The organism is Novosphingobium sp. 11B (assembly GCF_054589055.1).
The window spans coordinates 1-3,626 of the sequence record NZ_BAAILP010000007.1 but is presented as its reverse complement, the minus strand read 5'-3'; the positions used below and the strand labels follow the sequence as shown (position 1 = coordinate 3,626).

Here is a 3,626-nt window from a genome sequence, read left to right as displayed (position 1 = left end):
CAAACCTCTCGATCCCACGCGATGAAAAAGACGCTACGATCCCGCGCGACCTGATTACGTGGAAAATCCGCAAGCAGGTGCGCGCTCGGGAATGCAGGCGCTCAATGAATAGGATGGGCTAGCTATGCGAGGAATCCGCCACACAGCGGTTCTGGCAGCCAACGACTGCCACCTGATGCCGATGCTCGCGCCAGCCTGCACAAATGGCTGGAGGTGAGAGGTGGATCCTTGGAGGATTATGCATTTCGTAGCCGTACCGATCACGCAGCCCACATCAGCCCCAGGCAATATGCTTGCCTTGTTGACGAATGGGTCAAAGTCGAACCACCGGCTTAGGTTTCGAGCCGGGATCGACGGCTCAATCTCGTTGATCTTGAGATGTCCCACAGCCCGAACAAATCCAGTGGCATTCGCACCGATCCGCGGATGGGCGCCGCCGCCTCGGCGATAAGAAATCTGCAAATGGGGGGTGTATCCATTACAACTTATGTTATTAATGTAAATTAATGTCTATTTGCCTGCCGGAGATCGTCTGATGCAACGATCGATACATGATCGCCTTGCGCAACTTGAAGATGCCGTCCTTCGCACTGACGGCGCGATTTACGCGCTCCATGATCTGATCGCGCACTCGCTGGCGTCGGCTCCAGAAAATGAAGTTCGGCGGACGATTTCGAAACTGAAATTGGAAGCCGATAATCTGGATGCTGCTCTTGGGCCGGAGCGAATCGCAGGTTACCGGGACGAACTGGCTTCAATCGAGCAAGAGATTGAATATCTTCGCATTGAACCCCCAGGCGTGTTTGCACGCTTTCGACGGGCTTGAGATTTATTGCCCTAATCCGCTAGTAGCCGCTCTTTCCGCCGCGCGGAAAGGTGGTCGTCGCCAACATCATTCGCATCATTCCGTTCCGCAGGAACGGCAATGAGATTTAATTGAGGATTGGCGTAAGGCTACAAGACCGTTTGGCACAAATCCTGGCGGCGTCTTCAAATGCATCTTCTGAGCGGTGCTCCACTTTCCTGACGGGCCACAGCAAATACCGGCAACATAACGCCCCATTCAATTCGCCCCCATAGGCGCGTATGCGCAATCGTATCCGTGATCGCTCATGTCATTCACAATCAAAAATCAATATACGGAATGCTGATGGGGCTCGTTCCATTGCGGTGCAACTCCCGATTTAGGGCTGTCAGTTGATGATGGCGCGACACCTCAAGGGTCGCGATCCCACTTCAATGTCTCCGCTATCGCAGTAAGTAGAGCATAGGCTTTTCCTAGCTGACCTTCTTCCGCGCCTGCGACTTCCGCAATGCTGGCCTGAACCTCCAACGCGGTCTCCACGATGTCGATGGCACGGGCGTTTGTCAGGGCAGCCTGCTCGATAAGTCCATGAATAAGGCTCTCAACAAGGAGCAATGCGGCCTGCCCATGCGGCTCAAGCGGTGAGTGAAGCGACCCGAAGGGCTCTTTTCTATTATCATCAACAGACATCTCTGCGCCTTTTCTTCCAGGCGAGAGATCGATTTTCAGCCGCCAGCGCCTGACTCGATACTCGACGACGGGGCCAGCATAACAAACGATGGCGTGGATACCACCACATAAATCAACAAATGACAATAACTTTGATCAATGTTTAATCTTGGGATGTCCGTGTATGCGATGAGGATGGCGAACAGGTTCGTGAACAAACTCAGTGAACTGGTCGAGCTGGCGCCCGATGATGTTGCCATGTTGGAAGCGGTCACGGCGCGAAGCCGGAGATATGCCGCTCGGCAAGATGTAATCCGCGAAGGTGACAAGCCCGGACCGGTGTTCGTATTGCTTGAAGGCTGGGCTTGCCGCTACAAGATTCTGCCCAGTGGGACGCGGCAGGTGATGGCATTCCTGATGCCTGGCGACTCATGCGATCTTCACGTGAATATTCTGGCGGAAATGGACCACAGCATCCAGGCAATTTCGCCAGCGCTGATAGCCACCATCTCGCGATCCGAAATGCAGGAAATGCTGGATGATTATCCGAACATCGCGCGGGCCATGTACGCTGCACAGCTCATCGACGAGGCGACAATGCGGGCCTGGATCGTCAGCATGGGTCGCCGCAGCAGCATCGAGCGCGTGGCGCACCTGATGTGCGAACTCTATGTCCGCGCAAGGAGTATCGGCTTGGCTGACGATGACAGTTTTGCATTTCCCCTATCCCAGCTGATACTTGCGGACGCGCTCGGAATGACGGCTGTCCATATTAACCGGGTGCTGAAGGAATTGCGGCTGCGTGGGGCGATGGAGCTAAATCGCGGCAGCCTGAATATTATAGATCCGATAAAACTCGTTCAGATAGCCGGGTTTGATGAAAACTATCTTCACCGACGCCTAAATAAATAAATACAATAAGATGCAATAGGTAATAATATTTTTGACGATATTTTTGCGACCATAATCAGCCCTTAGGCGTGATCGACTGCAATACGACTCGCACTGATTCAGTCCATTCTTGAGTTATGCTTCGATGTCGCTGGGACGCAGATTTCGTCCTATGAGCCAGACCTGCCATACTTTCTCCAGAGCCTTGCGATAAGGGGCTCAGCATTGATGCGGTAAGGGTTTACATAGGTTTTGACCGCATGGGCAATCAAGTCGTGGTCAAGCCAATGGGTCGCGGGGGCACGGTAAGAACCGTGACGATCGCCTGATTCTGTTTATGCTGGATTGCGGCCAAACTGTCGTACGCAGGTCGTACGCGCATATCGGCAAGGGCATGAGGCTGGTGTTGGCGACCTCACCCTCCGCGACTTGACGCAACCTATCGGCAGTGGGCATTTGAGCATTCTCGATTGAGGGCGCCAACTGCAGCGCATGGTGCCGGCGGTGAGGTCGCAAATCAGGTTGCTGATCTGACTTCATGACCAGCGACGACGGAAGATTTTCCATTCGGATTGCAGTGTCGCATCGCAAGAAAGCACATAATGGCCATCCTCGAGAAGATCGACGACGCCAAAACGTTCATTTCCGATCGCGGTCAAGGCAGCTACCGGGTCGATCGCGTCAATCTCGATAGGACCCTGCACCGGGTTAACCGACAAAATGGTGTAAAGCGGCATAATACCCCCGACCCATGTGGCTGCCGCGACGACTATGGGCGCGATAGGGTCGCACATCGCGCCCACGTCATCGCCAGATACCCGCACACTGACAACGCCTGGTCCCTTTAGTGGACGGCGAAAGATTGCACCGAAACGTGAAAGCGTGCGCAACATAGATCAAGTCGCGCTGAATTGAGTGGTGCCCGTTGAGGTCTGCTTCACCCCAGGGGCGCGCGCTTCGAACGCTGTACCTGGGAAGACACGGGCTACACCTTCTCCTGATGTCAGGTCCGTACAGTACTTTGGCGCACAACGACAGAGATATTAAGAGTACGGCGCCGAGGTGGCCGCCTCTTGATCCGTCTCTGAAACGAATATTTTGTGATTTCGTACTTTGGGCTGTCAACCGGCGCGCAAAACTGGGTCTGACTCAAATTCCGTGCACTTCGTATCATGCTGGCGCCATCACCCTTGCCTTGAGCAGGTCGATTTTAGCGCGCCCGAACATCTGGCGCTTGATCGCCTTGAGGCGGTTTATTTTC

Annotated in this window: 4 protein-coding genes; 2 read left to right on the top strand and 2 right to left on the bottom strand. The window is 54.1% G+C overall.

Annotation, left to right across the window (positions count from 1 at the left end):
- Nucleotides 1-535 precede the first annotated feature (535 nt).
- Nucleotides 536-826, top strand: a complete 291-nt coding sequence (locus ACYPYD_RS00695) for a hypothetical protein (RefSeq protein WP_211151423.1) — start codon at nucleotides 536-538, stop codon at nucleotides 824-826.
- 390 nt (nucleotides 827-1,216) lie between these two features.
- Here the strand turns inward: ACYPYD_RS00695 and ACYPYD_RS00690 are convergent, their stop codons facing one another.
- Nucleotides 1,217-1,621, bottom strand: a complete 405-nt coding sequence (locus tag ACYPYD_RS00690; protein WP_459661709.1) for a hypothetical protein — start codon at nucleotides 1,619-1,621, stop codon at nucleotides 1,217-1,219.
- A 63-nt stretch (nucleotides 1,622-1,684) separates the two neighbouring features.
- Between ACYPYD_RS00690 and ACYPYD_RS00685 the strand changes: the two genes are divergently transcribed.
- Nucleotides 1,685-2,386, top strand: a complete 702-nt coding sequence (locus ACYPYD_RS00685) for a Crp/Fnr family transcriptional regulator (RefSeq protein WP_459661707.1) — start codon at nucleotides 1,685-1,687, stop codon at nucleotides 2,384-2,386.
- Nucleotides 2,387-2,901: 515 nt separating this feature from the next.
- Here the strand turns inward: ACYPYD_RS00685 and ACYPYD_RS00680 are convergent.
- Complete coding sequence (locus ACYPYD_RS00680) at nucleotides 2,902-3,258, bottom strand: hypothetical protein (RefSeq protein WP_459661705.1); 357 nt, start codon at nucleotides 3,256-3,258, stop codon at nucleotides 2,902-2,904.
- Between the last annotated feature and the right edge of the window lie 368 nt (nucleotides 3,259-3,626).